Source organism: Dactylosporangium sp. CA-233914 (assembly GCF_050942935.1).
In the GTDB taxonomy this organism is placed as follows: Bacteria; Actinomycetota; Actinomycetes; order Mycobacteriales; family Micromonosporaceae; genus Dactylosporangium.
This window is the reverse complement of the sequence record NZ_CP192030.1, coordinates 6,486,167-6,512,559: the sequence shown is the minus strand read 5'-3', so window position 1 is coordinate 6,512,559 and position 26,393 is coordinate 6,486,167. Positions and strand designations below refer to the sequence as shown.

Here is a 26,393-nt window from a genome sequence, read left to right as displayed (position 1 = left end):
AAGCGGAGTGGCCGCTCATCAGATAGCACAGGGTGGAGCTCAGGCCGACGCCGGAGCCTGCGGAGGTGTCGGCCTGAGCGGCGGTGACTTTCTGCTCGCCGGCGACGACCCTGCCGGCCCGGACCCGTTCGTGCTGCTCGCCGCGGCCGCCACCGTCACCCGCGGGACCCGGCTCGTGGCCGTGGTGGACACCGGCACCAGCGAGCCGTACGAGGTCGCCCGCAAGCTCGCCACCCTCGACCACCTCAGCGGCGGCCGGGCCGGCTGGCGGCCGACCGGCGACCCGGCCCGCACCGCGGCGTTCGTCGCCGCGGTCCACGCGCTGCTGGGCTCCTGGCGCGACGACGACCTCGTCATCGCCGGCGCCACGTTCGTGGCCCGGCCGGACGTGGGCTCGTTCCGCCACCGCGACGCGTACTTCGACATCGCCGGCCTGTTCAACGTCCCGCCCGGCCCGCAGGGCCATCCTCTCATCCTCGAACCCCCTCCGGACGGACCCCGATGACCTCGACCCCGACCGGCGACCGGCCCGCCCGGCTGCCGTCCCTGACCGGCCTGCGGTTCCCGGCCGCGTTACTCGTCTTCGTCTACCACGCCTCGCTGCAGCTGCCCTCCACCACCCTGTTCACCGACCAGACGTTCGCCGCGCACTACGCGAGCGCCGCGTCACAGCTCGGCGCGCTCGGCGTCACCTTCTTCTTCGTGCTCAGCGGCTTCGTGCTCACCTGGTCGGCCCGCGAGCGCGACACCCCGGCGGCGTTCTGGCGCCGGCGGCTGGTGAAGATCTACCCCAACTACGTGGTCGCCTGGGTCCTCGCGATGGTGGTCTTCGCCGCCGCGTACACCCCGGCCGGCCAGGCGACCCTGAACCTGTTCATGCTGCAGGTCTGGGTGCCGGACTTCTTCACCAACCTCAGCGTCAACCCGCCGAGCTGGTCGCTGGGCACGGAGGCGTTCTTCTACGCGGCGTTCCCGGTGCTGCCGCCGCTGGTCAACCGGATTCGCGCCGACCGGCTCAAGTACTGGATCGCCGCGACCGTCGCCGGCGTCGTCGCCACCCCGGCGCTCGCCTACGCACTGCTGCCGGACACCCCCGGCGTACCCGGCGGATGGGAGGCGTCGGAGTCGCAGTACTGGTTCGCGTACTTCCTGCCCCCGGTGCGCCTGCTCGACTTCGCGCTGGGCATCCTCGTCGCCCGCGCGGTGCTGCTGGGCCGGTGGAAGAACATCGGGCTGGGCTGGTCGGCGCTGCTGCTGGCCGTCGCGGTGCCGCTGGCATCATTCGTGCCGTACCTGTACGGCCAGCGCGCCGTGACGATCGTGCCCATCACGCTGCTCGTCGCCGCGGCCGCGACAGCGGACGCCGCCGGCCGCCCGACCTGGTTCGCGAGCCGCCCGGCGCGCTGGCTCGGCGAGATCTCGTTCGCGTTCTACCTGCTGCACTTCATCGTCATCACCGGCGGCCGGACCGTGCTGGGCCGCACGTTCGCCACCCCGGCGGCGCTCGGCCTGATCCTGGCCGAGCTCGCGGTGGCCACGCTCGCCGCGGCCGCGCTCTACACCTGGTTCGAGCGCCCGCTGACCCGCCACTTCTCCGCCCCGCGCGGCAAGCCCGCCGAGGTCGCCCCCGCACCGCAGCCGGTCCACTGAGGAGGCTCACGTTGTCCACTCCGGTCCTCGTGTTCGGCGGGGGCGGCCAGGTCGGCCGCGCCGTCGTCGACGAACTGCTCGCCGCCGGCGCCACGGTCCGGGCGACCGGCCGCGACCCCGGCCGGCTGCGCCTGCCGTCCACTGTGGAGAAGGTCCGCGCCGACCTCACCGATCCGGACACGCTGCCGGCCGCGCTGGCGGGCGTGCGGAAGGTGTTCCTCTATGCCGTACCGCACGGCGTCGACAACTTCGTCGCCGCGGCGCGCGACGCCGGCGTCGAGCACGTGGTGCTGCTGTCCTCGGACACGGTGCTGGAGCGCATCCCGGCCCGCAAGGCGATCGCGGACATGCACAAGGTCGTCGAGGCGGCCCTGGACGCCTCGGGCCTGGCCACCACCTACCTGCGGCCGGACAACTTCGCCGGCAACGTGCTGCTGTGGGGCTGGGCGGAGTCGATCCGCGCCGAGGGCGTGGTGCGCTTCGCCTACCCCGAGTCGCACAGCGACGCGATCCACGAGCGCGACATCGCCGCCGTCGCCGCCGTGGCGCTCACCCGCCCCGGGCACGAGGGCGGCCGCTACCTCATCACCGGGCCCGAGTCGGTGACCCAGCGCCGGCAGGCGGAGCTGATCGCCGCGGCGATCGGCCGGCCGGTCCGCGTCGAGGAGCTCACGCCGGAGCAGGCGCGTCAGGTGTACGCCACGATCGTGCCCGAGTGGGTGCTGGACGCGACCCTGGGCTACTGGGCCGCGACCGACGGGGTGCCGTACGAGGTGAACGACCTCGTGCGGCGGCTGACCGGGCGATCGGCGCGCACCTTCGCGCAGTGGGCCCGTGACCACGCCGACGACTTCCGCCCGAGCCGGCCAAATCCAACCTGACAGATATGACTTCACGGCTTTGACCAGCGCCGATGCCACTGGAGACCATGGTTTCATGGCCGAATCCAACAAGACATCGCCGTTGTTCTCCGCCCGCGCGCAGGTCCGCGTGGCCGCGGGCCCCGACCAGGTCTACGCCGTCGTCAGCGATCTGCCGCGCAGCGGCGAATGGAGCACCGAGTGCCTCGGCGGCCGATGGGTCGCCGGGGCACCGGGGACCGTCGGCGCGGTCTTCCAGGGCGAGAACCGCCGCTCCGAGGACGTGGTCGCCTGGGCACCGGTGGTGCGCGGCGACTGGACCACCGAGTCCGAGGTCGTCGCGGCCGAGCCGGGCCGGGCGTTCCGCTGGGCGATGCGCGACAGCGCCGGCAACGCCCAGGACAGCGTCTGGGCCTTCGAGCTTTCACCCGACGGCGACGGCACGACCCTCGTGCACCACTTCCGGATGGGCCGGGCGACCGAGGGCATCCGCAAGATCGTCTCGGACCTCGACGACCCGGCGAAGCAACGGTTCTTCGCCGAGTGGGGCGAGAAGGTCGCCGGCGACCTCGCCGACACCCTGCAGCGGCTGCGGATCGTCATCGAGAAGGACGCGTAGGGGGCGGGCATGCTGCTGCAACGCATCGGCAACCGCGGCATCCGGCTCGGCACGCTGCTGCAGCGGGCCGCAGCCCGCCATCCGCACAACATCGTCGTGCTCGACCACGACCTGGCCATCGCCCCCGAGCTGGGCCGGCGCACCACCGTCGCGGCCCTGGCCGGCCTCGTCGCCGACACCGCGTCGCGGCTGTGGGCGGCCGGGGTGCGCACCGGCGACCGGGTCGTGGTGCACAAGGGCGACGGCTTCGACATCACGCTGCTCGCCCTCGCGATCGCCCGGATCGGGGCCGTGCCGGTCCTGCTGTCGGCGAAGCTCGACGGTGCCACCGTCGCCGAGCTGCTGCGCCGGGTCGACCGGCCCTACCTGCTCACCGACGCGGGCAAGCTGCGCGACGAGCTGCCCCCGGAGGTCTTCGACCTCGCCGAGCGGGTCCTGCTGGCCGACGGCGAGTTCCCGGGCGCGACGGCCCTGGCCGCGCTCGGCGACGTGCCGCGGATCGAACCGGTCGCGGCCGGCCCGGAGCATCCGACGCTCGTCACGCACACGTCCGGCACCACCGGCATCCCGAAGCTGGCCGTCCACACCGGACGGACGCTGCAGGCCCGGTACCGCCCGCAGGCCTCCGTCGCCGCGCTCGTGCGCCGCCGCCGGCCGGTCGCCATCCACGTGTCGTTCGTCCACTCGCGACTGTTCACGGCCCTGGCCATCACGCTGCTGCGCGGGTTCCCGCTCGTGGTCCTCGCCGACGACGACCCGGCCCGGGCCGCCGAGCTCTTCGCCGAGATCCGCCCCGGCGTGCTGGAGGCGCACCCGAACACCTTCATGCGCTGGGAGGAACTGGCCGCGCACCCGGGCCGGCCGCTGGCCTCCGTGCGGTACTTCAGCAGCACCTTCGACGCCATCCATCCCCGCACCGTGCACCGCATGCTCGGCGCCTCGGCCCACCGCTTCCCCGTCTTCGGCCAGCTCTACGGCCAGAGCGAGGTCGGCCCGGTCGTCGCGCGGGCGTTCACCCGGCGCCGGGCCCTGGACGCCGACGGCCGCTGCGTCGGGTTCCCGTTTCCGGGCATGACCGACGTACGCGTGGTCAGCCGGGACGGGCGCCGGGTCACCGAGTCCTCGCCGGGCTTCATCGAGGTGCGCACCGACGGGCGGGTGCTGACCTACCTCGGCGAGGACCAGCGCTACGAGCGGCAGCGGACCGGCTCGTGGTGGCGGATGGGCGACCTCGGGTACCGCACCCGCTGGGGTTGCCTGCACCTGCTGGACCGCGAGGTCGACGAGATCCCCGGCTTCGGCAGCACCCTCGCCGCCGAGGACCAGCTCTTCGCCCGCCTCGACGAGCTCGCCGAGGTCATCATCGTGCCCGGTGGCGACGGCGACCGGCCGGTGCCGGTGGTGTGCACGAAGCAGGACCGGCCGCTGGACCCCGCCGCCTGGGCGGCCGCGGTCGCCGGGCTGCCGCCGCTGGCCGAGCCGGTTCACTGGCGGCTGTCGGACCTGCCGCAGACCGCCACCACGAAGATCAAGCGGCTGGAGCTGGCCCGGCGGCTGGGGGCCGGGTCGTGACCACCGACATCGTCGTCGCCGGGGGCGGGATCGGCGGACTCGCCCTCGCCCTCGGCGCCGCCGCGCACGGCCACCGGGTCACGGTGCTGGAGCGCAACGCCGAGTTCGCCGAGCTGGGAGCCGGCATCCAGCTGGCCCCGAACGGCATCCACGCGCTGGACCGGCTCGGGCTCGGCGCCGCGACCCGCGCGATCGCCACGCCGATCGAGGCGCTGCGGTTCATGGACGGCGTCACCGGCGAGCACGTGACGAGCATGCCGCTCGGCGAGGCCTACCGGGAGCGCTTCGGCAACCCCTACGTCGTGGTGCATCGCGGCGAGCTGTACCGGCTGCTGCTGGACGCCTGCCGCGACACCCCCGGGATCACGCTGCGCGCGGGAAGCCCGGTCACCGGCTATCACCAGGACGCGTCCGGCGTCACCGCCCTGCTCGCCGGCGGCGGTCGCGTCGGCGGGGCGCTGCTGGTCGGGGCGGACGGCATCCACTCCGCCGTACGGGCGCAGGTCGTCGCCGACGGCGCGCCGCGCAACTCGGGCATCACCGTGTACCGCGCGATCATCCCCATGCGACAGGTGCCGCCGCCGCTGCGGTCCTGGGCGGTCACCTGGTGGTGCGGACCGGGGTGCCACTTCGTGCACTACCCGATCGCCGGCGGCCGCTACCTCAACCTCGCCGCCAGCCGCGACGACGGCGCCGCGGTCCCGTTCGCCGGCCGCCCGGTGAGCGTCGAGCACGTGCGGGCCGAACTGGCACCGCTGAGCGGCGCCCGGCACCTGCTGGAGCTGGGGCAGGACTGGCGCGCGTGGGTGCTCGTCGACCGCGAGCCGGTGCCGGAGTGGACGGACGGGCGGGTGACCCTGCTCGGCGACGCCGCCCACCCGATGCTGCACTACGCGGCCCAGGGCGCCTGCCAGGCCCTCGAGGACGCGGTGCTGCTGGCCGGGCTGCTCGGGGACGGGCCGGCGGGGCTGGTGCGGTATCAGGCGCGGCGGCGGGAACGCACCGCGGCCGTGCAGCGGATCTCCCGCGAGAGCATCCGGCTGTGGCACCCGGCCGGGGCCGCGGCCGCCGCCCGCAACGCGGCGCTCGCGGCGATGTCGGCGACCGAGCTGCACGACGCCGTCGCGTGGATGCACGCCGAGCGGATCGGAGTTCATCAGTGAACGGTGAGCATCTGGAGGTCTGCATCGTCGGGGCGGGGCCGCGCGGGCTGTGCGTGCTGGAGCGGCTCTGCGCGCAGGAGCGGCACGACCCCTCGTACGCCTCGGTCACCGTACACCTGGTCGACCCGGGCGAACCCGGGCCGGGCGCGGTGTGGCGGACCGGGCAGTCACGGCTGCTGCTGACGAACACGGTGGCGGCGCAGATCACGGTGTACACCGATGACAGCGTGGTCATCGACGGCCCCGTCGAGCCCGGCCCGAGCCTCTACGACTGGGCCCACGGGCTGGCGCTGCTCGGCCCCCTCGCCGCCGCCGACCCGGACACGGTCGCCGAGGCGCAGCGGCTCGGCCCCGACGACTACCCGAGCCGGGCGCTGTACGGGCAGTACCTCGCGGCGAGCTTCGAGCGCATCGCCGCGGCGGCACCGGAGCACATGACGATCCGGGTGCACCGGTCCCGGGCGGTCGCCATCGCCGACACCAGCGGCGTGCCGGGCGGGCCGCAGGGTGTACGCCTGGCCAATGGCACCCGCCTGCATCGCCTCGACGCGGTGGTGCTCGCCCAGGGCCACGTCCCGGCCCAGCTGCCGCCGGCCCAGGCCCGCACCGCCAGCCTGGCCCGCGTCCACCGGCTCACCTACCTGCCGCAGGCCAACCCGGCCGACGTCGACCTGTCGGTGCTGCCGGCCGGCGCGCCGGTGCTCCTGCGCGGCCTCGGCCTGAACTTCTTCGACTATCTGGCGCTGCTGACCGCGGGCCGCGGCGGCCGGTTCGAGCGCCGCGGCGACCGGCTGCACTACCTGCCCAGCGGCGACGAGCCGCTGATGTTCGCCACGTCCCGGCGCGGGGTGCCCGCGCACGCCCGCGGCGAGAACCAGAAGGGCGCCTCGGGCCGGCACCGGCCGCGGGTGCTCACCGCCGCGGCGGTCGAACAGCTGCGGCAGCGCCGCGGGTCGCTGCGGTTCGGCCGGGACCTGTGGCCGCTCATCGCCGCCGAGGTCGAGACGGTGTACTACACCACGCTGCTGGGCATCCCCGACCCGGACGCGTTCGTCGCCCGGTACCTCGCCGACCCGCGCGGGGCGCTGGACGAGCTCGGCGTCGACGCCGCCGACCGGTGGGACTGGGAGCGGCTGGCCCGCCCCGCGGGGCGGCGCCGGTTCGCCGGCCGGGCCGAGTTCACGGCGTGGGTGCTGCAGCACCTGGCCCAGGACGTCGCGCAGGCCCGGCAGGGCAACGTCGGCGGGCCGCTGAAGGCCGCCCTGGACGTGCTGCGGGACCTGCGCAACGAGATCCGGCTCGTCGTCGACCACGGCGGCCTGGACGGCGCCTCGTACCGCGACGAGCTCACCGCCTGGTACACGCCGTTCAACGCGTTCCTGTCGATCGGCCCGCCGGCGTCGCGGATCGAGGAGCTGATCGCGCTGATCAACAGCGGTGTGGTGACGCTGAGCGGCCCGGGCACGCAGATCCTCATCGACTCCGCCGATCCGGCGTTCGTCGCGGTCTCCTCCGCGGTCCCCGGGCCGCCGGTGCGGGCCGCGGCGCTGATCGAGGCCCGGCTGCACGACGTCGACCTGCGCCGCACCGGCGACCCGCTGCTGCGGCACATGCTCGACACGGAGCAGTGCGCGCCGTACCGCATCCCGTGCGCCGGCGGCGGGCACTACGAGACCGGCGGGCTCGCGGTGACCGAGCGGCCCTACCGCGTGGTCGACGGGCACGGGCAGCCGCATCCGCGCCGCTTCGCCTACGGGGTGCCGACCGAGTCCGTCCACTGGGTGACGGCGGCGGGCATCCGGCCCGGCGTGGACTCGGTGACGGTCGGCGACGCCGACGCGATCGCCGGCGCCGTCCGCGCGCTGCGGCCCGCGCCGCGGCCCCGTCCCGCGCCTTCCTTCTCGGGGGTGGTCGTATGAGCGGGTTGCTGAGTCCCGTCAGCGCCGGAACGCCGGTCGAGGCCCTCGTCTCGGACGAGGCGTGGCTGCAGGCGATGCTCGACGCGGAGGCGGCCCTCGCCCGGGCGCAGGCGCGGCTGGGCACCGTGCCGGAGCAGGCCGCGGCCGTCATCACCCGCTGCGCGCAGGCGGCCCTGTTCGACGTGCGCGCGCTGGCGCTGGCCGCACGGCGCACCGCGAACCCGGTCGTCGGCCTGGTCGCGGCGCTCACCGCCCGGGTCGCCGAGCTGGACCCGGCCTCGGCGGAGTACGTGCATCGCGGCTCCACCAGCCAGGACATCCTCGACACCGGCGCGATGCTGGTCGCCCGGCGGGCCGTCGAGGCGATCCGGGCCGACCTGGACCGGGCCGCGGCGGGGCTCGCCGGGCACGCGGCCGCGCACCGCGACACCCCGGTCGCCGGGCGAACATTGGCGCTGCAGGCGGTACCGACGACGTTCGGGCTGAAGGCGGCCGGGTGGCGCAGTCTCGTGCTCGACGCCGACACGCGCCTGGCCCGGCTCGCCGGCGGCCTGCCGGTCTCGCTGGGCGGGGCGGCCGGCACCCTCGCCGGATACCTCGCCCACGCCGAGCGCGGCGCGTCCTACGCCGACGACCTGGCCACGGCGTTCGCCGCCGAGACCGGCCTGGCCCGCCAGGCCCTGCCGTGGCACGCGCTGCGGACCCCGGTCGCGGACCTGGGCTCGGCGCTCGCGTTCACGACCGGGGCGCTGGGCAAGTTCGCCGTCGACGTGCTGACCCTGGCCCGCACCGAGGTCGGCGAGGTCGTCGAGCCGGACGGGGGTGCCTCCTCGGCGATGCCGCACAAGCGCAACCCGGTCCTGGCGACCCTGGTGCGCACGGCGGCGCTGCAGGTGCCGGCGCTGGCAACCGGGCTGACGCAGTCGCTGCTGAGCGAGGACGAGCGCTCGGGCGGCGCCTGGCACGCCGAGTGGCTGCTGCTGCGGGAGGCGCTGCGGCTGACCGGCGGGGCCGCGCACACCGCCGCGCAGCTGGCCGAGGGGCTTGTGCCGCAGCCGGAGCGGATGCGGCAGAACCTGGAGCGCACCGGCGGCCAGGTGGTCTCGGAGCGGCTGGCGGCGGTCCTGACCCCGCGGCTCGGCCGGGCGGCCGCGCGCGAGGCGCTCGACGAGGCGACCGCGACCGGCCGGCCCCTGGCCGAGCATCCGCTGCTGCGCGAGCATCTGGCGGCGGAGGAGCTGGAGGCGCTGTGCGACCCGGCTGGGTACCTCGGGGCCGCCGGGCATCTCGTGGACCGCGCCCTCCGTCACACTTCCTAGTTTTCCGATCTGGTTGATAGCCTTTCGCCATGAACATCGTCGTCGTGGCCGCCGACCTCGCCGGGCCCGGCCGCCTGGCACCGCGCCGCTTCGCGCCGGCCCGGTAGCGATGGACCGCGACCACCGCGCCGTCCTGCTCGTCTGCCTCGGCGCCGGGTTCACCACCCTGCTCGACCAGTCCGTGCTCAACATCGTCGTGCCGGCGCTGCGCGACTCCCTGCACGCCGGGCCGGCGGCGGTGCAGTGGATCGTCGCCGGGTACTCGCTGTCGTTCGGCCTCGCCCTCGTCCCCGCCGGCCGCGTCGGCGACATCGCCGGCCGGCGCCGGCTGTTCGCCGGCGGGCTGGCGCTGTTCGCCCTCGGCGCCGTCGTCGCCGGCACCGCCGGGAACGCCTGGGTCGTCGCGGCGGCGCGGCTGGTCCAGGGCCTCGGCGCCGGCACCGTCAACCCGCAGATCATCGGCCTGTTCCAGGACACGTTCGCCGGGCGCGACCGGACGCGGGCGCTCGCCGCCTACGCGGCCGTGGGCGGGCTCGCCGCCGCGCTCGGCCCGCCCGTCGGCGGCCTGGTGCTGCAGCTGACCGGCCCGGATCTCGGGTGGCGGCTGGTACTGCTGCTCAACCTGCCCTTCGCGCTCGTCATGGTGCCGCTCGCGGCCCGCCGGCTGCCCAGCACGCGGCATCCGGGCCGGCGACCCGACCTCGACCTCGCCGGTCTGCTCCTGCTCGGCGCCGCCCTCGTCGGTGTCGTCCTGCCCCTCACCGGCACCGCCGGCGGCTGGCGGTGGGCGGCCGCCGCGGGCGCGTTCGTCGCGGTGTTCGTACTGTGGGAGCGGCGCTACACCGCCCGCGGCCGGACCGCGGTGCTCATGCCGGCGCTGACCCGCAGCCCCGGCTACGTCCTCGGCACGCTCGTGGCGATGTGCTACTTCGGCGCCACGCTCGCGCTCACCCTGGCCCTGACGCTGTTCCTGCAGAACGGCCTCGGCTACACCCCGCTCGCGACGGCCGCGCTCACCCTGCCGGGCGCGATCGGGTTCGCGCTCGCCTCCAGCGCCAGCACCGCGATGGTCACCCGGTTCGGCCGCCCGGGGGTCAGCGTCGCCCTGGGCGTGGCCGCGGCCGGCATCGCGGCGGAGGCGGCCGCCGTGTGGCTGCTCCCGGTCGGCGCGGTCGTCGCCGCGCTCGCCGCCGCCCAGTTCGTCACCGGGGCGGCCGGCGGCCTGATCAACGCGCCGAACCAGGCGCTTACGCTCGGGCACGCCCCGCCGGGCGCCCACGGGCTGAGCGCCGGGGTGCTGCAGCTGTCCCAGCGCCTCGCCGCGGCCCTGTCGGTCGCCGCGGTCTCCGGCGTCGCGCTCACCGCCCCGCCCGGCCTCGCCGGCCAGCGCACCGCCCTGCTGCACGGGACGCTGATCTGCCTGGCGCTCGTGGTGCTGGCGGCGATATTCGCGTTCGCGGATGGCGCTATCGTTCGTGGATGCACATCCGATTCGACGTGCCGGCCGATCCCGCCTACCCGGGCCGGGTCGCCGCAGTCCTCAGCGGCGAGCGGCTTCGCCGGTACGGCCGCATCGGCGCCACGCTCGCCGGAATCGGCGTCGTAGGGCTGACCCTGGCCCGGGCGGCCGGCTGGGGCGGGCAGCTCTCGCCGCTGTACTACGCGATGATCGTCGGCGGCGTGCTGTCCATGCTCTACGCGCCGTGGGTGCGCTTCAACGCCCGCCGCCGCTCCGGCCGCTACGCCGTCGAGGGCGACTACGACATCGACGACGATAACATCATGATGCGCAGCGGCTCCGAGTCCGGCGGCATCGCCTGGGACGGCGTCACCCGGGTCGCGGACGCCGAGGGCTTCTGGATCGTGTACGTCGGGCGCATGCCCGCCACCGTGATCCCCCGCGAGTACATGACGGCCGAGGACACCGAGGCCCTGCGCGCCTTCATGGCCGGCCGGGACCTGCTCGGCACCTGATCAGCGGCCGGTCACATGTTGGCGATGTCGTCGTAGCCCAGGTTGCCGAAGCCGCGGATGAACCTTCATGGTACTGCCGCGAGTCGCGGACGCAGGCGACGAACTCGGCGTCGTCGACCGGGCCGGTCTCGGCCCGTTCCAGCAGGGCGGTCGGGACGTTCAGGGACATGGGCTCCTCCTCGAGCGGCGGCCTTCTCCCCTTTTTGGTATCGGTTTTCATTTCCAGAGTCAAGCACCGCCGGGGTTTCCAGTTCTTCTTCGGCGGCAGCGTCACACCGTGCGCAGGGCGGGATACCCGCCGGTGAGCACCCGCGCGACCAGCGCGTCAAGCCGGCCCCGGAAGGCCCATCTGCGCGGCCAGCCCGGGCAGGACCTCGCGCAGGGCCGCCGACGCGAACTGCCAGTTGTGCCCGCCCGCCCCGACGAACTGATGGGTCGGGATGCCGTCGTGGGTCGCCAGGGCGGCGAGCCGCCGGGAGACGGCGGCGCAGCGCGGGTCGCCATGCCCTGCGCCGAACCAGAGGGTGACGCCGGGGTAGGCGCGGCCGGCGAGGAGTACTTCCGGGTCGTGGGCCCGCTCGGCCGCCGCGTCGCCGCCGTAGAGCGCGGCGAGGGTCTGCGGCGGGCTGCCCAGATTCGGCCGGGCGTCGCCGGCGAGGTCGACGGCGTGGCGGTAGACGTCCGGGTGGCCGAGGACGAGGTCGAGCGCGCAGGTGCCGCCCTCGGAGAACCCGATGATGCCCCAGCGGGCCGGATCGCGGCGCAGGTGCAGGGTGCCGGTGATGAACGCCGGCACGTCGACGGTGAGGTAGGTCTCGGCGTTGCCGTACGGCCCGTCGACGCACTCGGTGTCGCCGGTCGCGGACCCGTTCTGGTCGGCCACGACGAGGACCGGGGCGACGCCGTGGTGCGCTGCGGCGTAGGCGTCGTCGGCGGCCCGGCCGCCGCCGGCCCGGAGCCAGTTGATCGGGGTGCCGGGCGCGCCGACGAGCATGACGAGGACGGGCAGGCCTTCACCCTGTGGGCCGAAGTACGCCGGGGGCAGGTACACGGCCCCGGGGCGGTGTGCGAAGTGCGACACGGTGGCGGGCGCGTCGAGCATCATCAGCATCCCGTCCGCCGCGGACCCGCCCGGCGCGCCGCCGTCCAGGGCGCGCCGGGCGTCGGCTCCACGCAGCGTCCCGTCGTGGCCGATGACGTCGCCGACGGTGGGCCAGACGCCGTACTCCTGGTCGATGAGCATCAGGGCACCGGCCGCGGTGAGGGGTACCGCCGCCAGGGCCGTCGCCCGCCGCCAGGCCGCGGGACGCTCGCCCGGCCACATCAGGGCGAGCGGACACCCCGCGATCGCGGCCAACACGGCACCGACCCAGATCGCGAAGGCCGGGGGATAGGCGTCGTTGACGGTCCCGGCCGAGCGCAGCAGCACCGCCAGCCCGGCGACGGCGACCGCGACGCCGGCCGCGAGCAGCAGCCCGGTCCGCCGGGTTCGCCGGTCCCGCGGTCGTACCCACACCAGCGCCAGGCAGAGCAGCCCGGCCGCCTCGGTGGCGGCGGCGGCCGGCCGGTCGAGCAGCGGTATCCGGTCCAGCCCGCCGCCGGCGGTGAACGCCCCCGCACCGGCGGCGACGGCCACGAGGGCGGCCACGGCGACTCCCACCGCCGGCATCCGGGCCCGGACCGGTCCGCCGGCCACGTCGTGCGGGGTGATGCTGTGCGGCTGCGAGCGTTTGGACGACGACAGCACCGTGCGAACACCGACCTTCCGATCCCCGGGGATGGTGGTGCCACTACTGCGGATGAGCATTACCCCTGCGGTCGCGCGGCGACCTCCCGCTCGCGGGTGGTGATGGCGGCATGCCCGCTCTCAGCCGTCGGCGGTGATCTGGCGGGCCCAGTGCGAGCGGCTGCCGATGACCATCCGGACGTGGTCGCCGGGCCGCAGCGACGAGAGCGGGCGATGCCCCGGCTCGACGGCGAGCCGGCCGACCGGCAGGCGGATGGCCGCGTCCTGGCCCCGCAGCGTGTCCGTGGCGCCGGTGTCGTGCAGGAGCAGGGTGTGCGCGGCGACGTCGACCCGGATCACGTCCCCCTCGGCGGTGGTGGTGCCCTCCGGCGTCGAGCCGAGCAGCGGGATGCCGATCGCGAGGCCCACGCCGGCCGCGATCGACAACCACGCCACCCGTCGTGGGACGTTCATGCATCGCTCCTGGAACCGGCCGGCGCAACCGCACCCATCGTGACCGTCCGCCCGGGCCGCCTGAATCGGGGACGACCCGTACCGCGGCTGCGGCAAACCCGCAGCCCGCCACACTGCGGCCTACTCTTGCGTCATGGTGACGACGCCCGCTTGGCGCATCCTGCTCGCCGACGATCACACCGTGGTCCGGGCCGGCCTGCGTGCCCTGCTCACCGCCGATCCGCGCTGCCGCGTGGTCGGCGAGGCCGCCAGCCTCGGCGAGCTGCGCGCGCTGGCCAACACCCTGCGCCCCGATCTGATCGTGCTCGACCTCAGCTTCGGCGCGGACCACGCGCTGACGGTCGTGCCCGCGCTGCTGGACGGCAACGGGCCGCCGCGCGTCGTCGTGCTCACCATGCACGACGACGTGGCCTTCGCCCGCCAGGCCCTCACGGCCGGCGTCCACGGCTACCTGATCAAGGAGTCGGCCGCCGACGAGCTGCTGCGGGCGGTGGAGACGGTGATGTCCGGCTCCACCTATCTGCATCCGGAGCTCGGCGTGCGTATGCTGCGCCAGCCCGAACCGGCCCCCGACGGGCTCAGCCCGCGCGAGCGCGAGGTCCTCGCCCTGGTGGCCCGCGGGCACACCAACGCCGAGATCGCCGAGCAGCTCGTGGTGAGCCTGCGGACCGTGGAGACGCATCGGGCCAGCCTGCGCACCCGCCTGGACATTCACAGCCGGGCCGGGCTCGTGGACGCCGCCCGCCGCCTCGGTCTGCTGCCGTGACCGCGAACACGCGGCCGGCGCCGGCCCGACCGGCGCGCGAGGCGGCGGACCGGGCGACGGCGCCCGCCACGCCGGTGGCATCACCGCTCGTCGCCAGAGCCCTCGCCGCGCTCGGGATCGCATCGCTGGCGACCAGCACGGTCATCGAGCTCGGCGACCTGCACCAGGTCGCCGAGATGGCCACCGGGGCCACCGCCGGCGCGGCATTCCTGCTCGCCATGGCGTTCAGCCGCGGCGTCGAGTCGCGCGTCCTGCAGTGGCGCGGCCGGCTGCTCATCGGGGCGGGCATGTCCGCGCTGCTGGTCGTCGCCGCGCTGTGGCAGCTCACCGAGCACGCCGCGCCCCGCGTGCTCTTCCTGCTCGTTCCGGTCGCGCTGCTGTTCGCCACGGCCGGTCTGGCCGTGCGCGAAGCCGGTGTGCAGCGCCGCCAGGCGCATTTGCGGGAGCTGCGGGCCCGGCTCGACGGCCAGGAGGCCGAGCGCCGCCGGTGGGTCCGCGAGCTGCACGACGACACGCTGCAGGAGCTCGCGGCCGTGATGGTCGTGCTCGGGTCGGCCGCGGGCAACGGACCCGCCGCCCAGCAGCAGGGCATCGCCGAGGCCCGGGAGCTGGTCGGGCGGCAGATCCAGACACTGCGGCGGCTGATCGCCCAGATGCGGCCGCTGGCGCTGGACAGCCTCGGCCTCAACGCGGCGATCGAGGATCTCGGCCGGCACGCCCGCGATGCCACCCAGCTCGACATCGCCGTCGTCGCCGAACCGCTGCCGCGGCTGCCGGCCGAGACGGAGATCGCGCTGTACCGCGTCGTGCAGGAGGCGCTCACCAACGCCATGCGCCACTCCGGCGCCTCCAGCATCACGATCCGCACCGCCGTGCACCCCGACGCGCTGGAGGTCAGCGTCACCGACGACGGTCAGGGCATGCCCGCGCCCGGCTTCACTGCCGGGCACGGCCTCACCGGCATGCGCGAGCGCGCCGGCGTGGTCGGCGCCCGCCTCGACATCGCCGCGGCGGCGGGCGGCGGCACCGAGGTACGCCTGCGCCTGCCGCCTCCCGTCACCGCGTGACCCGTCGAGGACCGCGGAGCCGGCCCGGCGCACGTCCGGCGCGCCGGCACAGTACTGCCACGCGGCGGGAGCAGCAGCGGGAATGATGGGCGCATGAGCGCTGAGGCGAAGATGGGCACGGTCGGGCTGGTCTTGCATCCCCGCAAGCTGGTACAGGACTCGGTCGAGGCGATCCTTGCCGCTGTACGGGATCGTCCGGTTCGCGTGCTCGCCCGCGACAGCGACCGCGCCCGGCTGCCGGAGGCGGTCGCCACCGTGCCGGACGCGGTGTTCGCGGCGCAGGTCGACGGGCTCATCGCGCTCGGCGGGGACGGCACGATGCTGGGCGCGATGCGGCTCATGGCCGACCGGCCCGTGCCGATCCTCGGCGTCAACCACGGCAACCTGGGCTTCCTCGCCGAGGTGGCGCCGCCGCAGCTGCCGGCGGCCCTGGCGCGCCTGGCCGCCGGGGACTTCACCATCGAGCGGCACGCCGGGATCGAGGCCCACGCCGACGGGGCGCAGCTGGCCACCGGGTTCGGCTTCAACGACGTGGTCCTGGCCCGGGCGGCCCGCACCGGCGCCGTCTCCGTCGACCTGTGGGTCAACGACGTGCGATACGGCTACTACCGCGCCGACGCCGTGGTCGTGGCGACGCCGACCGGCTCGACGGCGTACAACTACGCGGCCGGCGGCCCGATCCTCTCCCCGTCCTCGGACGCGGTGGTGATCACCCCGGTGGCGCCGATGTCCGGGATCGGCCGGGCGGTGGTGCTCGGCGCGGGGGACCAGGTGACCCTGGCGGTGGCCGCGGACAGCGCCCCGATCGCGCTGGACATCGACGGTACCGCCAGTGCCTCCCTCACCCCCGGCGACCGCCTGACCACCATGCTGCGCCGCGACGCCGCCCAGGTCGTGCGGTTGTCGGCGACCGAGCACGCCAGCCGCAGCCGGATCAAGCTGAGCCTGCTGGACCTGCCGGTGCGCCCCGACCAGCTGGTCGAGCTGATCCCGCCGGAGCTACGCCAGCGCGCCCACGACGCCATCGGCCGCCGCGAGGCCTGACGGTTCGGCAGCCGCAACCGCAGCCCGGTGCGACTCGCCGGCCTTGCGGCGGCGGCGCGGCCACCAGGGTGCCGGATGCCAGCGTGTATGTTTCACGGCCCGGCTGTCGAAAACATTTCGGATCCGTACTCTTCCTTTGCTGCCCATTAAATGTTGGCACAAGTCGTCACAAGCATTGACTCCCGACGATCGGCTCGGTCAGGGTTCCGAAAAGGATTTCGCCGACGCTTCGTCGAAGGGAGTCAATCCTCATGCCCAGATCCACCCGGGTCGCCCTCGCGGCGCTCGCCGCGCTCGGCCTCGTCGGGGCCGGCATCTTCGCCGGCACCGCGTTCGCCGGGGACCAGGCGAGCGGCAAGGCCGACCTGGCCGCCGTACCCGCCAGCGACTTCGCCAGGGGAATGTCGTACGAGGGCCTGCAGCGCAAGTCCGGCGGCCCGTGCGGCGCCGGACTCTTCGAGGTCAAGGGCACCAGCCCCGTCATGTGCACGCACGGCCCCGACTCGGCCCCCGCCGGCCTGTCGGTCAAGCAGAGCGTGCCCGCCCTGGCCGCCGCCGCGTCGTCCGCCCAGGCCCTCGCGGTCTGCGAGGGCGACGGCACCAGCGGCCGCCGCGTCGAGGTGCTCTACATCCACGGCTCGAGCAGCCGCTATTCGCAGTACCTGGAGACGTTCCGCAGCCTCGCCGAGGGTGTGGACACGATCTTCAACGAGAGCGCCAAGGAGACCGGCGGCGAGCGGCACGTCCGGTACGTCACCGAGACCGTCAACGGCGCCTGCCGCCCGGTCGTGCGTGACGTGCAGATCGCCGACTCCGCCCTCAACGCCAACGACTGGGCGCCGCTGCTCAACGCCGTCAAGGCGGCCGGGTACACCCGCACCGACCGCAAGTACCTGCAGTTCGTCGACGCCAACGTGTACTGCGGCATCGGCGGGCTGGCCGGCGACACCAAGAAGAGCGACTCCAACCGGTCCAACACCGGCCCGGAGTACGCGCGCGCGGACAACGGCTGCTGGACCGCCGGCGTCGCCGCGCACGAACTCGGCCACACCCTGGGCGCGGTGAACAACAACGCGCCCAACGCATCCGGCTTCGGCCACTGCACCGACGAGTGGGACGTCATGTGTTACAAGGACGACCCCAGCGTCACGGTCCGCACGGTGTGCACCGCCCGCTCGCACGACGAGCGGCTGGACTGCAACCACGACGACTACTACAACACCAACCCGGCGGCCGGCTCGTACCTGTCGCAGTACTACAACGTCGCCGACAACCTATTCCTCATCAAGGGCGGCACCACCCAGCCGGATCCCAATCTGGCCCGGTCGGCCACGGCGTCGGCATCGTACACATCATCGTGGGAGTCGGTGAACGCCATCAACGACGGCATCGACCCGCCGTCGTCGAACGACACCGTCAACCCGCGCTGGGGCACCTGGCCCAACAGCGGCCAGCAGTGGGCCGAGCTGCAGTGGTCGGGCAACCAGACGCTGAAGCGGGCCCAGGTGTACCTGTTCGACGACAACCAGGGCATCGACCTGCCGTCGAGCTGGAAGCTGCAGTACTGGACCGGCAGCGCCTACGCCGACGTGCCGGGCGCCAGCGGCTACCCGGTCACGGCGAACGCGTACATTACCGTCACCTTCACCCAGGTCAGCACGAGCCGGTTGCGGGTCGTGCTGCAGTCCAACGGCACCAACTCCGTCGGCCTGCTCGAGGTCAAGGCCTACGCGAGCTGATCCGCCCGCGGCGCGTGTATCCGGCGCCGCGGCCCGATCTTCTCCTACGTCGACGCCCGGTGATCGCCGGGCGTCGACGTAGGAGGTTTGGGTGCGGACACGACGGATGGCCACCCCGGCCGCCGCGCGTAAAGGAGTCGGGGCCGCCGGTCGCTGGGCCTCGCGGTCCGCCGGGCAGCCGCGGGCCAGGACGGGATGGTCACCGCCGGGCACTGCCGGGTCCTCGGCGCCCCGGACGTCTAGGCACACGACGTGCCGTTGGGGTCCTGGGGCGGGGCACGTTCCCGGGCTCGGACGTGGCCTGGATTCAGAACTTCCGCCTCCTCGCGGCGGTCGACAGCCTCGCCTTCGTCCGGGGATCGCAGTAGGCGAGCATCGGCGCCGCCGTCTGCCGGACCGGCGTGCGCTGCGGCACGATCCTGCGGAAGAACGTGACCGTGAACGCCGGCCTGCCCGGCGGCACCGCCCAGATCACCGGGCCTACCGCCACCGCCGCCTGCTCGAGGTCACCGTGTCGAGGCGGCGTCGACGCGCTGTGGGGCCGAACGCGAGCCGGACCCGGCGGCCGGGTGTACGTCGCCGACCGGGATCTCGGCGGTCACGGTCGTGCCCTCGCCCAGCGGGCTCCGCACGCTCAGCCGGCCACCCAGCGCCTCGACCCGGTCGCGCAGGCCGATGATCCCGGTGCCGGTACCGCAGCGGGCGCCGCCGACGCCATCGTCGCGGACCGACAGCATGACGCGCTCGTCCTGCGCCGCCACGATCACGCTGGCGAGCGTCGCCCGCGCGTGCTTGACCACGTTGGTCAGCGATTCGGACACCACGTAGTAGACCGCCACCTCCACCCGCTCGGGCAGCCGGCTCTTGACCCGCACGTCCAGCTCCACCGGGACGGGGCTGCGCCGGGCCAGTGCGCGCAGCACCGGGCAGATGCCGCCCTGGGTCAGCAGTGCCGGATGGATGCCCCGGGCGAGCTCGGACAGATCCTGGTGGATCTCCGTCAGGCTCTGCACGGTGCTGGACAACAGACGCCTCGCGGCCGGCTGATCGGCCAGCTCGGTACCCTCGGCCATGCGAAGCCCCAGCGCCAGCGAGACGATGCGTTGCTGTGCGCCGTCGTGCAGGTCGCGTTCGATGCGACGCCTCGCCTCGTCGGCCGCAGTGACCAGGCGCCTCCGGGACGCGATGAGCTCGCCCCGGTTCTCGGCGTTCGCGATGGCGGTGGCGACCAGCCCGGTGAAGGCCTGCAGGCGTACCTCGGCGTCGGAGGGCAGGGAGTCCGGCCGGGTGGACATGATGAGGGCCACTCCCCAGAGCTCTCCCTCGACCACGATCGGAACACCGGCGCCGCAGCGGAAGCCGCGCGCCCGGGCCCGCTCGGCGATCGGCCCGGTGGCGGTGGCGTAGTCGACCCGTGCCGCGCCGCCGGTGCGCTCGATGGTGCTGACGATGTTCTCCCCGGCGACCGGCAGGCCCGGGCCCACCGGACGCAGGTGCCCGTGCTCGTCGCGCTCGGAGACGAACGCGGCGGCGGTGCGGTCCGGCTGGTAGCGGACCAGGGCCGTGCTGAACCCCCGGAACAGGTGGTGCAGCTCCGCGGTGACCGCGGCGAACACCTCCGCCGGCGGCCCCCCGGCGGCGACCATCGTGGCCACCCGCCGCAGTGCGCCCTGCTGGGCGAGCAGTGCTCCGGTCCGCCGCTGGCTGGCCCGCAGCGTGCGGATGAGGTCTTGGCGGTCGAGGGCAGTACGCAGAATCGCCACCAGCGGCGGGCCGAGACGGTCTCGGAGCCGGTCCCGTACCGCGGGCGGGGTGCTGTACGGCAGCCTCAGCCGGGCCAGCCGGTGCTGTCCTTCGGTGAGGTCGAGGACGAGCCCTCCCGCGGCATCGCCCGGCGGGTGCCCGTCGTCGAGCTCGATCCTCGTCCAGGGCAGGCCGAACCGGGCCGCGAGGTACCGTGAGCCGGCCCCCAGCGCCGGCTGCGGATCGTCATGGCCGAGGATGATGCGAGCCAGCCCGGCGGCCACGTCCGCCTCTTCCGCCCGCTGCTGCGCCTCCACGGCGTGCGATCGGGCAACGCTCGCCAGCGCGCTGCCGCCCAGCGCGACCACGAGGAAGATCACGAGTCGCTCCAGATCCTGATGCAGCGTCAGGTGCAGACCGGCCGGCGGGATCTCGAAGTAGTTGAACACGACTGTGCTGGCCAGCGCGGTGACGACGCCGATCCGTGCGCCCCACACGATGGTCAGCGCCAGCACGCCGAGCAGGTAGAGCTCCACATGCGGCGGGCTCGCCGGGTGCAGGGTGTGCAGCACCTCCACGCCCGCGGTCTCCAGCGCGACGACCGCCGCCGCGACGACGAGCCCGAGTCCCAGCGGCGGCGATTTCGCCGGCAACAGCCACGACTCCAGCCGGCCACGCACCGCCCCGGGGCGCCGGGGTTCGGTGCTGCCCGACGCCGGGTGAGCAGTGCTGCTGTTCCCGAGCGGCATGGCTGTGGCCCGCTACGGCGGATCAGGCGTACTCGAAATGGCCTCGCGCCGATCGGTCATGCGTCCTCCGCTTCGCTCCGGCCGCATGCCATCCGAACTGAGCCCATGATGACCGGCCTCCTCCGCCCAGTCTGGCTCGATGAGGCTTTCGCGGTGATCGACCCAGACCAGGCGCCGCCCAGTCTGGCTCGATGAGGCTTCGCGGTGATCGACCCAGACCAGGCGCCGCTTCGCTCCGGAACCGATCATGCCGCCGCCTCCCCAGCCGAAGATGCGATGCGTGGACGGAAGCGTTGCCACTTCGTCCGGGACGCGCATGCCCAACGTTCGCCCGGCGACGGGCGCCGCCATCACCCGCGGCGGGTGAGCCGTCCGGCGTGCCGGACGAGCGACGGCACGGCGATCGCGAGCGTCGGGGCGACGGCCAGCACGAGCCAGAACCACGCGAGGCCGGAGCGCTCGTCGAGGCGGACGAACGTGGACCAGTACCACCGGTGGATCATCGACACGAGCGGCCCCGGGGTCCGTTCCCACGCCGCGTTGAGCAGCAGTGCCAGGGCGGAGCCGACGAGCAGCACGGCGCCGACCCGGCCCGCGGCGCGGTGCACCTCGGCGTCGCGCACGATCGCGGGTCGCAGGGCCGCGGCGAGCGACAGGGCCGCCGCGAGCATCACGGTCAGGCCGAGCAGATACGCGCCCCACCAGCTCAGCTCGCCGCCGGTGCTCATGACGCCGCTGAGGGGCTGCACATCGGTGACGGTGTCGCCGTCGAACGCCGGGAAGGGCAGGCGCACGGGGCCGGCGCCGGCGAGCACCAGCAGGGCCCCGGCGCCGGCCCATCGCCAGGGCCGGGCGAGCGGGTCGGGCGAGACCGGGCGGGCGATGCGGTACACCCCGATGAGCAGCATCGCGATGGACGCTGCGGCGACGATCCACGGGGCGGCCTCGCTGAACGCGTGGGCGTCGCCGGAGTACCACCTGCCGGACAGCGACAACGCGCGGTCGAAGTCGTGGGTCAGGGCGAGGGCGAACAGGCCGAGCACCCCGCCACCGGCGGCGACCACGGCCGGGCCCAGCGCCCGGTAGGCGGGCGCCGGCGGGTCCCCGGGCGAGCCGCCGACCACCAGGCCGGTGACCATGGCCAGCAGGACGGCCACCGAGGCGGGCAGCAGCGGGGTGAGCAGCCCGGCGAGCAACGGCGGGGCCACCCGGTCGTACCCGTCGCGCAGCAGCAGCGACGTGACGCCGAGCCCGGCGATCACGGCGAGGGCGGCCGGCGGCCAGAGCACGGGCCGGCGCCGCGGCGCTCGCGGAGCGGGCGGAGGGAGCGGAGGGAGCGCAGCGGGCGGAGGGGCCGCGGGCGGCGGGTCCGGCACCGCGGGCGGAGGGGCCGGCACCGCGGGCGGAGGGGCCGGCACCGCGGCCGGCGGTGCGGCCGGGGCGGGGGTGAGCAGGCTGCCGTGGGCGACCACGAGCTCCGGCTGCTCCAGGATGACCGGCGCGATGCCGAGGGCCTGGTGCAGCAGCGTCGCCACGAGCGGCACCCGGCTGCCGCCGCCGACCAGGAACACGCCCGAGAGCCGGCCCACGGTCCCGTCGCCGGCCGACAGTGTCGCCGTGGTCAGCGCGATCGTCCGGTCCAGCCACGGACGGGCCAGCGCCTCGAACTCGGGGCGGGTCAGGTACAGGTCGACGTCCAGCAGCGGCACTGCCAGGCCCGCGCTGGTCGCGCGGCTGAGCAGTTCCTTCGTCGACCGGGCGTCCTCCCACAGGGCCCGCCGGTGCCGGCGGTCGGTGACGGTCGCCGGCCGCTCGAGCCGCTGCCAGACCTCGGGTGCGCGCCCGGCGACGGCGGTGCGGACCCGCTCGACGATCGCGGCGTCGAGGTCGATGCCGCCGACGTCGTCGAGGCCGGCGGCGGCCACCACGTGCCAGCCGGCGCCGGCCCGGCGCACGACGCTGACGTCGAACGTGCCGCCGCCGAAGTCGTACACCACGACGGCGTGGCCGTCGGGCACCCGGTGGCCGAGGACGCCGGTGAAGTACATGGCCGCGGCGACCGGCTCGGCGACCAGGGTGACGCCGGGCAGGCCGGCGGCCTCGGCGGCGGCCGTCAGCAGCGACCGGCGGGTCGCGCCCCAGCCGGCCGGGTGGGTGAGTACGGTGCTGCCCGGCGGCCCGCCGAGGGTGCGGTACGCCTCCTCGGCGACGCGGCGCAGGATCGCCTCGACGAGCACCGGCACCGGCACCTCCCGCCCGTCGAGCAGGACCTTCCCGTCGTCGATGCGCCGCTTGGGGTGCGGCTCGTACGCGCCGGGCTCGATCCGGGCGCTGCGCTCGGCGTCACGACCGACGAGCAGGCCGTCGCCGCCGAGGTACACCGCCGAGGGCAGCAGCGGCGAGGCCTCGAACAGCAGGGCGTCGGCCCGCCCACCCGGCCGCGCGAGCACTGCGACGGTGTGCGAGGTGCCGAAGTCGATCCCGAGCCGTGTGGTCGTCATGGCCGGCTCAGCAGCTGACGTCGAGGACGGCGGAGGGCGAGCCGGCGTTGGTCTCGTACTCGAACAGGACCCAGAACCGCTGCTTGCTCGCCGGGTAGGTGCCGCGGATCCGGGCCACGACGCTCGCACCGTCGGCGAGGGTCCCCGAGGACGGGCTCACGCTCACGGAGCTGACCGGGTTGCCGACGCTGGTGCTCGTCCACCGGTCGACGACCCGGGCGGTCCACGCCACCGGGCCGTTCGACGCGACGAGCCGGATCTCGGTCTGGATGTCCGAGCAGGAGACGCGGTCGCGGGTGCCGGCGGTGGTGCGGGTGGACAGCGTTCCGGACCTGACCGCGTTGGTCGTCCGGGCCGGCGCCGGGGGCGCGGCGCTCGTCGTGGCGGGTGCGGGCGCCGGGTTCTGCGGCCCGGGGCGGGACTGCGGCTGCGGGCTGCGGGTGAACCCGCACGCGATGAGCAGCGCCGCCGCGGCCACGGTGGCGGCGGCACGAACGGTTCGGCGGACCTTCATACCGAGCAGGGTGGCCGCCGCCGCGGCGGAAGTCGTCAGGGCTGGCACGGATGACAGCGGGTACGGGTGCGGCAACGGTGACGAGATGAGGCCCCGGGTGCTGATCGTCGACGACCACGCCGGGTTCCGCGCCCTGGCCCGCACGTCGCTGGAGTCGGAGGGCCTCGCGGTCGCCGGCGAGGCCGCCACCGGCCGGGAGGCGCTCGCGCTGGTCGCGGCGCTGCGGCCGGACGCGGTACTGCTGGACGTCCGCCTGCCCGACACCGACGGCTACGCCGTGTGCCGCCGTATCCGCGCGGGCTGGCCGGGCGTGCGGGTCGTGCTGTGCTCGGTGCACCCGATCAGCGACCACGGCCCGAGCTACGCCGCCAGCGGCGCCCACGGCTTCGTGGCGAAGCACGAGTTCTCCGGCCGGCCGGTCGCGCTCATGCTCGGCCCTGCTTAGCCCGCCAGTACATCAGCACCGCCAGCACCCGCTGGTGGGTGTCGCGCTCGTCCTCGATGCCCAGCGCCCGGTAGACGGCGCGGGTGTGGGTCTCGACGGTACGGTCGTTGATCCGCAGCCGGGCCGCGATGGCACTGTTGCTCAGGCCGTCGGCCATGAGCTCCAGCACGTCGGCCTGGCGGTCGGTGAGCCCGCCGAGCCCGAGCTGGGGCCGGCCGGCGAGCAGCTGCGCGGAGATCTGCGGGTCGACCACGCAGCCGCCGGCGGCGATGCGGCGGACCGCGTTCACGAAGTCCTCGGTGCCGCCGACGCGCTCCTTGAGCAGGTACCCGACCTTGCGCATGCCGCCGGCGACGAGCGTGGTGAAGTACTGCACCTCGACGTACTGCGACAACAACAGCACCCCGACGCCGGGGTCGCGGCGGCGGATCTCGACGGCGGCGTGCAGGCCCGCCGGGCCCGGCCCGGGCGGCAGCCGGATGTCGATGACGGCCACGTCGGGCCGGGCCGCCCGCACGGCCTGGCGCAGCGCCACCGCGTCGGCGGTCTCGGCGACGACGTCGACGTCCTGGTGGCGCAGGTGCTCCACGAGCAGCTCGCGATAGAGGGCGTGGTCCTCGGCGACCACGGCGCGAACCGGCCTACTCGCCGGCATCGAAGGCTCCTTCCGCGTCCGGCACCGGCCGGGCCGGCAGCGTCGCCGCGAGCGTGGTGCCCTCCCCCGGCGCACTGGTCACGCTGAACCGGCCGCCGACCGCGTGCACCCGGTCCTGCAGTCCCAGCAGACCGCGCCCGCGCTCGGGGGTCGCTGCGCCCTGGCCGTCGTCGGTCACGTACACCCGCAGAAGCGTTCCCGTGTGCTCGAGCCGCACCGAGGCGCGGGTGGCTCGCCCGTGCTTGAGGGTGTTCGCGAAGGCCTCCTTGACCAGCAGGTAGACGGTGTACTCGACGGTTGGCTCCAGCCGCGGCACCACCGTGGCGGTGATCGTGACGGGGATGGGCATCGCGTCGGCGAGCGCGCGCACGGCCGGGTCGACGCCGAGGTCGGTGAGGGCGGCCGGGCGCAGGCCGTGGGCGATCTCGCGCAGCTCCCGGGTCACGTCCTGCAGCGCCTGGTCGCTGCGGCGCAGCGCCTCGAGGGCGGTCTCGTCGCCGGTGTTGTCCAGGCGTGTGACGGCCCGACGCAGGTACGCGGCGGCGACCGCGAGGTTCTGCTGCGCGCCGTCGTGCAGGTCGCGCCCGAAGCGCTGCCGCTCGGCGTCGGTGGCCTCGACGATGCGTTCCCGCGACCGTTCGACCTCGGCGAGCATCTCCCCCGCCAGGCGCTGCCGCTCCAGCGCGACGGCAGCCCCGCCGGTCACGGCGTCGAGCCGGACCGGGTCCTCCAGCAGCGCCGGGTCGTGCACGAGCACGGCCAGGGGCCGGCCGTCGAAGTCGATCCGGGTGACGGCCCGGGATGCGTCGTTGTCCGGCAGTACCACGGGATGGCCCTCGTCGTCGACGTAGCAGCGGCCGGCCCCGTCCCACAGCCCGACCTCCGCCGTCGCGTCCCCCAGGCTGCGCCGCAGCAGCGCCCGCAGCGCCGGCACCGTCCCGCCGGCCGGCGTGCCGAGCTCCACCAGCAGCGTGTCGACCCGCGTCGGCCCGATCCGGACCCGCAGCACACCGGCGAGGAACCCCAGCGGCAGCAGGCAGCACCAGACCTTGTACGCCAGCAGCACGACCTGGGCGGCGGGGCTGTCGTAGCCGGCGACGCCGCCCACCGCCGTGGCGGTGGCGCCACCGATGCCGGTGACGAAGACCGGGGCGAGGATCAGCCGCATCGGCCGGCCGGCGACGAAGAACCGGTGCAGCAACACCGCGACGACGCCGCAGGCGACGATCCCGCCGCCGAGCTGCATGCTGTCCACCACGAACTGGACGAACCGCGGGTCGTCGCGGATCATCAGCAGGTTGGCGGGCTTGACCTGGCCGCGGCTGACCGGGTTGTAGAACAGGACCCCGATCGCGGGCCAGACGACAGCGACGAGGTAGGCCAGCGCGGCCAGCACCCGCTGGGCCGGCGACGTGAGCCGGCCGGTCGGATACGCGAGCACGAGGTGCGCGCCGAGCGCGGTCGAGACGTGCGAGAACAGGCCGCCGACGGTGAACACCCACGGGATCCAGGAGAACTGCAGGTCCTCCGCGAACCAACCGGTGCCGAACAGGACCATGAGCAGGCCGGCCCGGTTGGCCGGCCGCCGCACGTGGGCCACGACGCCCGCCGCGAGGAACAGGAGCCCGGTCACCCCGCCGAACACCAGATCCGGCACCGGATGCGAGCCGTCCTCGGCCTTGAGCACGAGCCCGGCGACCCCGAGCGCGGCCCCGCCCGCGGCCAGCGATGCCACCAGCACCGACGACCGCGGCGAGTGACCCTCCCAGCCCATGCGCCGCCATCCCTCACCCAGCGTGTGCAGCCGACCAGCGCCGCGCGCTCCCCTCGGGTGCCGATTGTCCCGGACGGCGCGGCCACGATGACAACCACCGATCGGCTGCATTCGCCGGGC

General features: G+C 74.8%; 25 protein-coding genes. 15 read left to right on the top strand and 10 right to left on the bottom strand.

Features of this window, described 5'->3' with window-relative positions; translation table 11 throughout:
* Window positions 1-7 precede the first annotated feature (7 nt).
* From ACQPY0_RS29120 to ACQPY0_RS29075, 10 genes are all read left to right on the top strand, one after another.
* The gene (locus tag ACQPY0_RS29120) at window positions 8-505 is read left to right on the top strand and encodes an LLM class flavin-dependent oxidoreductase (protein WP_432994816.1); all 498 of its coding nucleotides are present in this window, start codon (window positions 8-10) and stop codon (window positions 503-505) included.
* A complete protein-coding gene (locus ACQPY0_RS29115; protein ID WP_432994814.1) occupies window positions 502-1,650 on the top strand; it encodes an acyltransferase family protein in 1,149 nt (382 codons plus the stop codon). The genes ACQPY0_RS29120 and ACQPY0_RS29115 overlap by 4 nt, the downstream gene beginning before the upstream one ends.
* A gap of 11 nt (window positions 1,651-1,661) precedes the next feature.
* Window positions 1,662-2,531: an NAD(P)H-binding protein gene (locus ACQPY0_RS29110; RefSeq protein ID WP_432994812.1), complete on the top strand. Its 870-nt coding sequence runs from the start codon at window positions 1,662-1,664 to the stop codon at window positions 2,529-2,531.
* A gap of 55 nt (window positions 2,532-2,586) precedes the next feature.
* Window positions 2,587-3,129, top strand: coding sequence for an SRPBCC family protein (locus tag ACQPY0_RS29105; protein WP_432994810.1), 543 nt, complete (start codon window positions 2,587-2,589; stop codon window positions 3,127-3,129).
* 9 nt (window positions 3,130-3,138) lie between these two features.
* On the top strand, window positions 3,139-4,701 hold the full coding sequence (locus tag ACQPY0_RS29100; RefSeq protein WP_432994808.1) for a class I adenylate-forming enzyme family protein: 1,563 nt from the start codon (window positions 3,139-3,141) through the stop codon (window positions 4,699-4,701).
* The gene (locus tag ACQPY0_RS29095; RefSeq protein WP_432994805.1) at window positions 4,698-5,864 is read left to right on the top strand and encodes an FAD-dependent monooxygenase; all 1,167 of its coding nucleotides are present in this window, start codon (window positions 4,698-4,700) and stop codon (window positions 5,862-5,864) included. Before ACQPY0_RS29100 ends, ACQPY0_RS29095 begins: the two co-directional genes overlap by 4 nt.
* Complete coding sequence (locus ACQPY0_RS29090; protein WP_432994803.1) at window positions 5,861-7,783, top strand: FAD/NAD(P)-binding protein; 1,923 nt, start codon at window positions 5,861-5,863, stop codon at window positions 7,781-7,783. Before ACQPY0_RS29095 ends, ACQPY0_RS29090 begins: the two co-directional genes overlap by 4 nt.
* On the top strand, window positions 7,780-9,102 hold the full coding sequence (pcaB, locus tag ACQPY0_RS29085) for a 3-carboxy-cis,cis-muconate cycloisomerase (RefSeq protein WP_432994801.1): 1,323 nt from the start codon (window positions 7,780-7,782) through the stop codon (window positions 9,100-9,102). Before ACQPY0_RS29090 ends, pcaB begins: the two co-directional genes overlap by 4 nt.
* A gap of 109 nt (window positions 9,103-9,211) precedes the next feature.
* Window positions 9,212-10,708, top strand: a complete 1,497-nt coding sequence (locus tag ACQPY0_RS29080) for an MFS transporter (RefSeq protein WP_432994799.1) — start codon at window positions 9,212-9,214, stop codon at window positions 10,706-10,708.
* Entirely contained in the window at window positions 10,600-11,076 is a 477-nt protein-coding gene (locus ACQPY0_RS29075) for a YcxB family protein (RefSeq protein WP_432995425.1), read from the top strand. The genes ACQPY0_RS29080 and ACQPY0_RS29075 overlap by 109 nt, the downstream gene beginning before the upstream one ends.
* Here ACQPY0_RS29075 and ACQPY0_RS29070 read toward each other — a convergent pair.
* The 3 genes from ACQPY0_RS29070 to ACQPY0_RS29060 form a co-directional block, all read right to left on the bottom strand.
* Window positions 11,045-11,245 carry a hypothetical protein gene (locus ACQPY0_RS29070; RefSeq protein WP_432995423.1) on the bottom strand — a complete coding sequence of 67 codons (201 nt, stop codon included), beginning with the start codon at window positions 11,243-11,245 and terminating at the stop codon, window positions 11,045-11,047. The two genes, ACQPY0_RS29075 and ACQPY0_RS29070, sit on opposite strands and share 32 nt — an antisense overlap.
* A 156-nt stretch (window positions 11,246-11,401) precedes the next feature.
* A complete protein-coding gene (locus tag ACQPY0_RS29065) occupies window positions 11,402-12,883 on the bottom strand; it encodes an alpha/beta hydrolase (RefSeq protein ID WP_432994797.1) in 1,482 nt (493 codons plus the stop codon).
* Between the two features lie 60 nt (window positions 12,884-12,943).
* Window positions 12,944-13,276, bottom strand: a complete 333-nt coding sequence (locus ACQPY0_RS29060) for a hypothetical protein (RefSeq protein ID WP_432994795.1) — start codon at window positions 13,274-13,276, stop codon at window positions 12,944-12,946.
* Between the two features lie 133 nt (window positions 13,277-13,409).
* Between ACQPY0_RS29060 and ACQPY0_RS29055 the strand changes: the two genes are divergently transcribed.
* The 4 genes from ACQPY0_RS29055 (at window position 13,410) to ACQPY0_RS29040 (ending at window position 17,892) form a co-directional block, all read left to right on the top strand.
* On the top strand, window positions 13,410-14,042 hold the full coding sequence (locus tag ACQPY0_RS29055) for a response regulator (protein WP_432994793.1): 633 nt from the start codon (window positions 13,410-13,412) through the stop codon (window positions 14,040-14,042).
* Complete coding sequence (locus ACQPY0_RS29050) at window positions 14,039-15,109, top strand: sensor histidine kinase (RefSeq protein WP_432994791.1); 1,071 nt, start codon at window positions 14,039-14,041, stop codon at window positions 15,107-15,109. Before ACQPY0_RS29055 ends, ACQPY0_RS29050 begins: the two co-directional genes overlap by 4 nt.
* 93 nt (window positions 15,110-15,202) lie before the next feature.
* A complete protein-coding gene (locus ACQPY0_RS29045) occupies window positions 15,203-16,153 on the top strand; it encodes an NAD(+)/NADH kinase (RefSeq protein WP_432994789.1) in 951 nt (316 codons plus the stop codon).
* Between the two features lie 251 nt (window positions 16,154-16,404).
* The gene (locus ACQPY0_RS29040; protein WP_432994788.1) at window positions 16,405-17,892 is read left to right on the top strand and encodes a DUF7402 domain-containing protein; all 1,488 of its coding nucleotides are present in this window, start codon (window positions 16,405-16,407) and stop codon (window positions 17,890-17,892) included.
* A 307-nt stretch (window positions 17,893-18,199) separates the two neighbouring features.
* On the opposite strand, the gene ACQPY0_RS29035 is transcribed toward ACQPY0_RS29040, so the two are convergent.
* The 5 genes from ACQPY0_RS29035 to ACQPY0_RS29015 are packed head-to-tail and all read right to left on the bottom strand — an operon-like array spanning window position 18,200 to window position 23,399.
* The gene (locus ACQPY0_RS29035) at window positions 18,200-18,382 is read right to left on the bottom strand and encodes a hypothetical protein (RefSeq protein WP_432994786.1); all 183 of its coding nucleotides are present in this window, start codon (window positions 18,380-18,382) and stop codon (window positions 18,200-18,202) included.
* Window positions 18,383-18,398: 16 nt separating this feature from the next.
* Window positions 18,399-20,384, bottom strand: a complete 1,986-nt coding sequence (locus ACQPY0_RS29030) for a DUF4118 domain-containing protein (RefSeq protein WP_432994784.1) — start codon at window positions 20,382-20,384, stop codon at window positions 18,399-18,401.
* Between the two features lie 12 nt (window positions 20,385-20,396).
* The gene (locus tag ACQPY0_RS29025) at window positions 20,397-20,702 is read right to left on the bottom strand and encodes a hypothetical protein (RefSeq protein ID WP_432994782.1); all 306 of its coding nucleotides are present in this window, start codon (window positions 20,700-20,702) and stop codon (window positions 20,397-20,399) included.
* 32 nt (window positions 20,703-20,734) lie between these two features.
* Window positions 20,735-22,885, bottom strand: coding sequence for an Hsp70 family protein (locus tag ACQPY0_RS29020; RefSeq protein ID WP_432994780.1), 2,151 nt, complete (start codon window positions 22,883-22,885; stop codon window positions 20,735-20,737).
* Between the two features lie 7 nt (window positions 22,886-22,892).
* Window positions 22,893-23,399, bottom strand: a complete 507-nt coding sequence (locus ACQPY0_RS29015; RefSeq protein WP_432994778.1) for a hypothetical protein — start codon at window positions 23,397-23,399, stop codon at window positions 22,893-22,895.
* Window positions 23,400-23,484: 85 nt separating this feature from the next.
* Between ACQPY0_RS29015 and ACQPY0_RS29010 the strand changes: the two genes are divergently transcribed.
* Window positions 23,485-23,844, top strand: a complete 360-nt coding sequence (locus ACQPY0_RS29010) for a response regulator (protein WP_432994776.1) — start codon at window positions 23,485-23,487, stop codon at window positions 23,842-23,844.
* Here the strand turns inward: ACQPY0_RS29010 and ACQPY0_RS29005 are convergent.
* The gene (locus tag ACQPY0_RS29005; RefSeq protein WP_432994774.1) at window positions 23,825-24,499 is read right to left on the bottom strand and encodes a response regulator transcription factor; all 675 of its coding nucleotides are present in this window, start codon (window positions 24,497-24,499) and stop codon (window positions 23,825-23,827) included. The genes ACQPY0_RS29010 and ACQPY0_RS29005 overlap by 20 nt on opposite strands.
* On the bottom strand, window positions 24,486-26,273 hold the full coding sequence (locus tag ACQPY0_RS29000) for a histidine kinase (protein ID WP_432994772.1): 1,788 nt from the start codon (window positions 26,271-26,273) through the stop codon (window positions 24,486-24,488). Before ACQPY0_RS29000 ends, ACQPY0_RS29005 begins: the two co-directional genes overlap by 14 nt.
* Window positions 26,274-26,393 lie beyond the last annotated feature (120 nt).